Genomic DNA, 6,230 nt, shown 5'->3' with positions numbered 1-6,230 from the left:
AGAGAGAGAGAGAGGACGCTGTTAAAGAATCGTCATCATCCGAAGGAGATTTAGAATTTGAATTCCTTTTGCTGAAAGAGATCATCGATCACTTTTACCCAAGAGAGCTTGTTCACGGTGATCTGAATCGTCTCGTAGATCCGGCAGATATATGGCGCATGTGGCGCACAAAGTATCGCAATCTGACAATCAATCACATATACGCAGCTATCTATACAACAGACAACAGCCCGAGATCCACAGGCTATGATGCGACCGGCATTATCATAAAACGTCTAGAGCATGCCCAGGAGCTACTAATTCCCATGAAACAAACAACGATGAATGCCGTTGCTGATTTCAAACGGAGACTTGCTGAAAGGGTTGCGCGCCAGGCTGGCTAGAATGGCAATTCTGCGCGGTTTGAGATCCGGTCGGTATTTCCCTTTGCCCAAAAACAAAAAACGCGAAATAGACCCCTTCTAGGCCGTTTGGAGACGCGCTAAGAAAAGGTCTATTTCCAAAATTGATACCATTTTTTACGCTCGGGCTGCTGTGCAGCTGCAAGGAGCTGTTTTGTCTCCAAAACGAGATTCATCGTTTGAGTCAGTTTTTCATCACGAGCCTTGAGGCGTTCTTCGATGTACTGTTCCTGCTGCTCCAATCGTTGGAGAAGCTGACGATTAAATTCCTCCTGGCGCTCCATAAAATCCATTTGTTGAGCTGCCAAGAGCTTGATTTGCTCATCAATAGCAGGGGTGCGTTCTCCGATATCGGGTCTGCGATATTCGGGTAAATCAAGTGTTTCCACCGCGTTCTTATAGCGCTTGACTACTTGTCCTACAGCTTTCTCCAGGGAGGTTCTTTTATCGCGCATAAGATCGTGCAAATATCGGAGTGCAACATAATCTTGTTGCGTGTATGCACGACGTTGCTGTTCGTCTTTACTGAACTCCCAGCCTTGTTTTTCAAGCTCTGCCGACCATTTGCGGAGGGTAACAGGTGCTATACCAAGCGTTTCAGCCACATGTTTCCCCCAAAAGGTTACTTCTGTTTCAAAAAGATCGTTCTCCATCCGCTCCCACCTCGCTATCGAGTAATTCGGGAAGGAGACAGGAAATCCTGCCCGTCCCTTTTTCCGAATGAATTGACAAGGAGCAATGACGACTAATAGAATAGCGGTAACAGTGCCCTAGCGGTCCGGAAATATTCGAAATCTCTAAAGAGAAAACCACTCGCTAGGAGTGGTTTTTGACGTTATATAGGAGCTCGAGCGGAAAACGAAAACAGGAGAAAAGCGGAGAAAGAGCGAGATCGTGATTTTGGCTCCAAATTACCGTTTTGTCCGTCACTCGCGGACAAAACAGATTGGTCACTAGAGGAATAATCACCGAAAACGGCCAAAAACGCCCGAATATAGGGATTAGGACGTTAGATGACATAATGTAGATTATCGGGACTCACATATCATACATATCAGGGGGAGCATGTATGGGTTGGATGTTGTTAAAATGGGTCATTTTAGCTGTGTTGACACTAGCTGTATTCATAGTCTACTACTTCACGCTCAACTCAGTTGAGATCACTGTGAAGAAGAAGGGAAAAAGAGAGCGAGTCATTGAATGGGATGCTTTCCAACCAAAAATGCTTGTGATTTCCATCCTGCTATCGGTCTTTTATGGCCTATACTTCGTCCGACTATTACAGGAAGGATGAATACTCAGCTTTGAAGATGGAGCATGAGAACGATAGTAGATATAATTCTTATCAAACGGGATCGGTATCCACCGGGTGTTATAAAAAATTCGGTTCCGCTTATTCTACATTGGGGCGTTAAATAAAACAGCAGGACAGCGGAAATGGATTATGCCAATTCTTCGTGATAGTTGCTGCAATGAGGAGGAACCGAGATGAGCAAATTTACAGTAGACCCCAATGCTACTGACCGTCAAATTGTTGGAATCTTGGATATAGCTAAAATAAACGGGATTTTGGGAACATCTTTTGCAGTATCCGGTGAGGTTTGGATGTACCCAGGGCTTAAAAAGCATGTGATGAAACAACATCCTGGAATATTTGAGGCTTATCACCAGTACATTCCCGATGTGATTGAATCACCCGATTATATTGGACAAAATCCCAAAGAGCCAAACAGCGTGGAGTTCATCAAGCAAATTTCCGATACGATTTTGCTTGCTATTAAGCTCGATCCATCTGGTTATCTGTATGTATCCACCTTCTTTGATTTGAAAAATGCTACGGTCAAGATTAACAAACGTCTGGCGTCGGGACGACTAAAGCCTTATGTGTGAAAACCCTCGATTATCCGAGGGTTTTTCCATTATTCTATTCCAGTTTAATGTTGCACGTTTAACGTTAAAGTGTTAGCATTGGATTAGAAAGTATCAGATTCTGATAGTTTTTACCCAGAAAGTTTTCCCAGTCATTTGACTAAGATAATAAAGGATCATTGAGGTGGGAAAGGTTCCCCACGCGCCTGTTACCTTGTAGCAGGTTAAAAGAGATCAGGATACGCCGCCCTGCTGTGATCCGTAAACAGGCCCTCCAATATTGGAGGGCTTTTTGCATTGGTACGTGCTTTCTTTAGTGATGCAATTAAGGGGTGATACCACAGCTGTGGTATCACCCCTCAGTCAATTTTATTGGTGCAGATCGTCAAGGGGGTAGTATTTTGGCTGCACCAAAATCTCCACCCTATCCCTTGACGAAAACTCAGTTATATCAAGGCTTAAATACAATCATACTATATATTATAATATTATATAGTATTACCTGATATCACTTGGTTTTACCTTGGTTAACAAAGGAAAGGGTGGTTTCTTACATGAAAGCCCCACGACAAATTACCATTGAGGAAGCGTTTGAGAGCGCAAAGGCTTCTACAGAGCTGGAAGGCTTTATAGTAACCGAGGATGATAAAGCGCTCATCCTGGCTTGTGCTAGGGGAGAAATCACCCATGAAGAATTTGTACAAAAAAGTCTGGAGTATGCGAAACAAGGGAAGTAAAATCTTTGATAGAAACTTACGTGGCCTTCGGGCTTTGAAAACTGGCGCCTTTGGGCTGAACCTCCTCGGAATATCTGAGGAGGTTTTGTGTTGTCTAAGGCCGGAACGGACGACCCGAAATAAGCCCCCTTTGCAGCCTTTGGCTGCTTGGGGGTCTATTTCGTGCATAAGTGCAGGATATAGAGTTGTTAACACAACTCCTCGAAGTTGCTTCGCAACTTGGTTCAAAACGTTAACAAGATTCATTCGATTTGTTATCAAAGCGTCCAGAGGTATTGTTACAAATGCAAAAAACATGTTAACAAGGCAGAAAAAACGGTATAAGGGGCCCGCTGTCGAAGGTGTGGCAGATGATAGGGGTGAGCTGTCGCGGAAAGCCCGGATTAGTCATCTCTTTTCTTTTTTGGTCACTAAAAAGATAAATGAAAAATGATGTTGATTTAACATTAAAATACATGTATCATAATGTTAATGATTTAGTTAGGAGGTGTAAAGTGGCAGAAACAAAAAGACTCCAGCTGTATCTTCCCGATGATCTAAAACGTGATGTTGAGGAGATGGCAGAAAAAACGGGGTTGTCTCAAAATAATCTGGCCATCCTCGCTCTTTACAGCTTGGTGGCAAATTGGCAAGCCAAAGGTAGTTTTATCTTTGCGGATCTTCTTGATCCGGAGCATCGAAACAAAAAATAAAAGAGCGTTCCCCCGAGCCTGGACAGCCTGGGAACACTCTAAGGAGGTCTCTTTGAATGAAACCTAATGCTATTGTACAGAGCAACGCGAAAAAAACCAAACAAAGATTCTCGGCAGCTCCCTGGAGACTTGTTTCTGCGGACGGATATGACGTATTGCGGATGCACGGTGATTTTGATCCTAAATATGCCGCCAAAAATGCAAAGTTAATCATAGCTGCACAGGATCTACTCGAAACGTGCGAAAAGGCATTAAAATTCATGGAAAATTTAACCGTTAATGAAATTAATGAGAAAAATCGCCAACAACTTGCTGATGAGTTGCGGGCTGTTATAACGGCAGCTACAGGAAGCGCAGGCAAGAAGAGAGTTGGTTAACGTGAATCGCCTGACCAGCGATAGCATTTCACGTTCATTCAAAGCGATAACCAGTTCGGGGAGAGATTGAGGAGAGAGATTGAATAGAAAACATGGAGGCTACATATGAAAAAGGGCTTACTCTCTTTAGTGACATTCTCTATTTTGGGGCTGTTTCTCCACTCTTCAACATTGGCGGCTCCACCCAATGAGATCCGGGTGACGGTAGATGGGAAAGGTGTAAATTTCCCTGATTCTAAGCCGTTCCTCGATGCACAAGCCAATCGCACAATGGTTCCTGTTCGCTTTGTCAGTCAAGCGCTTGGCGCTACGGTTGATTGGGACTCCGCTAACCAAACCGTGAAAATTAATCGCCAAGGAAAAGCGATCGCTCTCCGGATCGGGGAGAAAAAGGCTACGGTTAATGGCCAATCCATTTCTTTTGATGCAGCTGCGCAGCTGCATGGCAGCCGCACATTTGTACCGCTGCGATTTATCAGCGAAGCATATGGCGCTCAAGTCGAGTGGAGAGCGCCAGAGAATCTGGTGGCAATCCGCACAACTCAGTCAGTAATCAAAGACGATTCCGGCAAAAATCATCCAGTCAATGAAAGTGACCCAACCTTCCAGGCATTCCACAAAAGCTTGCAGATCAAGAACGGTGTTTTGAGCGGAACAGTACCGAAGTCTTGGGCGAGTAACATCCGAATAAGTAGCGGTTTTTATTTTAAGGACGGTCGCGTTCCAGTCATCATGGAAACCGGTGGGAGCTTTTCGTACAAGGTAAATGAACTTGAAGCTTTCGGCATTGTTGTTTTGGATACAAAAGGAAAAGGTAAGCGTCTTGCGGTCTATTCTTATCGGAATCTACCTAGCCTAACCCCTGTGAAGGTGGTGGACTAGGTTGAAAAAGAGTATGCGCGCCCAATCGCTAAGTAATCAGGTATTAATTGGCTCATTGGTTCTATGCTTTGTAATCATAATGGGGTTTGTTGTAACGAGCGCCTTATCCCAGGAAAAAAAACTTCCTGTGGCTAACGACTCTCCCCCTATTACACAAAAAACTACTGCTGCTAGCGGAACGCTAGATGGCTATAATTTCCCCGATGCCCAGGGCGTTCAAAGCGTACAAGGAGGCGGTACGGAGACTGATGGCGTAGAATGGGGAGGCATAGCTTGGGGCGGCCTAAGAGTTGGATACGTTGGTGAATATAAGAAAATCAAGGAGTCATCCATAGTAGGGATATCTAGCCTTCCTGGGGATGAGTATGGTGTTATTGAAACCAATGTAACAGTCGAGCAGAGAGGATATAACGGAGCTGTTGCAGATCGTAAATACGGAAAAGCATTGGCATTTGGAGACTTAGACGATGCTGCCGATGCTGGTTATCTGTTTGTTAGCTACAGCGAAGCACAGCAATGGATTCAGGTTTTAAACGGCAATCCAAGCTACGTGTTCAACGGTCAATCTATCAAAACATACACGATCACTGACTTATATAGCGGCCGAAAATACACCGCGTACAACTTAGCAGAGATTGCCATCGCATGTGGTGGCGGTGGAAATCCGCCAAGCGGTGATGGTCTAACCAAAATCAACAGTAATCTGTATTTAAAACGTGATGGTTTTGTAGCAACGCCAGTACCTACCGCAGATATCCAGCTTGGTTCTGCAGGTGGCCAAGCCATGTCGGCTACCGCTCAAAAACAAGTAAAAAGCCTGTCAGCACAGTCTATGAATCGTACATTATCAAGCGAATCAGTCAGCAAAGAGGAAAGACCGACAGCTCAGTTTTCAATCGATGCAGAAAGTCCACCGGAATGGGTAAATGGAAGCCTTAAAGACACAAGTAACAAGAAGAACATGACTCCACAATTGAACAACATCAACAAAACCAAGGGTGTCCGAATCGTTTGGCAGTTACAAAAAGGCATGCAAGCAGGGGTCGTAAAGAAAATTGCATGGGATGGAATTGAGGTTATTCTCGACGGATCAGGCCGAGCCACTTATATTCCATGGACAGATTTGAAAGTAATCGAAGCGTGGGAAAATTACGCGAACAATACCCTTCTTGTAGAGGATGTGAAATAAAAAATAAGCCCTTATTTGGGCTTTTCTTTTTGCTAGGCAACATAGGAAACATTTGCTAGACTTTAAGAAATGAGAAAAACCAC

Annotated in this window: 9 protein-coding genes; 8 read left to right on the top strand and 1 reads right to left on the bottom strand. The window is 44.2% G+C overall.

The genetic code is table 11. From position 1 onward, the window contains the following. Positions 1–383, top strand: a 383-nt coding sequence (locus tag EIZ37_RS26200; protein ID WP_167569128.1) for a hypothetical protein, incomplete at its 5' end; no start/stop codon positions are given. Between the two features lie 110 nt (positions 384–493). Here EIZ37_RS26200 and EIZ37_RS25340 read toward each other — a convergent pair. Beyond that, positions 494–1,054 carry a DUF3967 domain-containing protein gene (locus EIZ37_RS25340; protein WP_134687549.1) on the bottom strand — a complete coding sequence of 187 codons (561 nt, stop codon included), beginning with the start codon at positions 1,052–1,054 and terminating at the stop codon, positions 494–496. Positions 1,055–1,470: 416 nt separating this feature from the next. On the opposite strand from EIZ37_RS25340, the gene EIZ37_RS25335 reads away from it, so the two are divergent. The 7 genes from EIZ37_RS25335 to EIZ37_RS25305 all read left to right on the top strand — a co-directional run bounded on the left by EIZ37_RS25335 (position 1,471) and on the right by EIZ37_RS25305 (position 6,147). Continuing rightward, positions 1,471–1,695, top strand: coding sequence for a hypothetical protein (locus EIZ37_RS25335; RefSeq protein ID WP_134687548.1), 225 nt, complete (start codon positions 1,471–1,473; stop codon positions 1,693–1,695). A 194-nt stretch (positions 1,696–1,889) separates the two neighbouring features. Further along, positions 1,890–2,291 carry a PBECR3 domain-containing polyvalent protein gene (locus EIZ37_RS25330; RefSeq protein WP_134687547.1) on the top strand — a complete coding sequence of 134 codons (402 nt, stop codon included), beginning with the start codon at positions 1,890–1,892 and terminating at the stop codon, positions 2,289–2,291. Positions 2,292–2,824: 533 nt separating this feature from the next. Beyond that, positions 2,825–3,007 carry an antitoxin VbhA family protein gene (locus EIZ37_RS25325; protein WP_134687546.1) on the top strand — a complete coding sequence of 61 codons (183 nt, stop codon included), beginning with the start codon at positions 2,825–2,827 and terminating at the stop codon, positions 3,005–3,007. Positions 3,008–3,501: 494 nt separating this feature from the next. Next, positions 3,502–3,699, top strand: coding sequence for a ribbon-helix-helix protein, CopG family (locus tag EIZ37_RS25320; protein WP_134687545.1), 198 nt, complete (start codon positions 3,502–3,504; stop codon positions 3,697–3,699). A gap of 56 nt (positions 3,700–3,755) precedes the next feature. Continuing rightward, on the top strand, positions 3,756–4,076 hold the full coding sequence (locus EIZ37_RS25315; protein WP_134687544.1) for a hypothetical protein: 321 nt from the start codon (positions 3,756–3,758) through the stop codon (positions 4,074–4,076). A gap of 105 nt (positions 4,077–4,181) precedes the next feature. Then, positions 4,182–4,958, top strand: coding sequence for a copper amine oxidase N-terminal domain-containing protein (locus EIZ37_RS25310; RefSeq protein WP_134687543.1), 777 nt, complete (start codon positions 4,182–4,184; stop codon positions 4,956–4,958). Position 4,959: 1 nt separating this feature from the next. Then, positions 4,960–6,147, top strand: coding sequence for a hypothetical protein (locus EIZ37_RS25305; protein WP_134687542.1), 1,188 nt, complete (start codon positions 4,960–4,962; stop codon positions 6,145–6,147). The last annotated feature ends 83 nt before the right edge of the window (positions 6,148–6,230 follow it).

This window comes from Brevibacillus migulae (genome assembly GCF_004521915.1).
In the GTDB taxonomy this organism is placed as follows: Bacteria; Bacillota; Bacilli; order Brevibacillales; family Brevibacillaceae; genus Brevibacillus_F; species Brevibacillus_F migulae.
The sequence above is the reverse complement of the archived record's forward strand: the minus strand, read 5'-3'. Positions and strand labels throughout refer to the sequence as shown.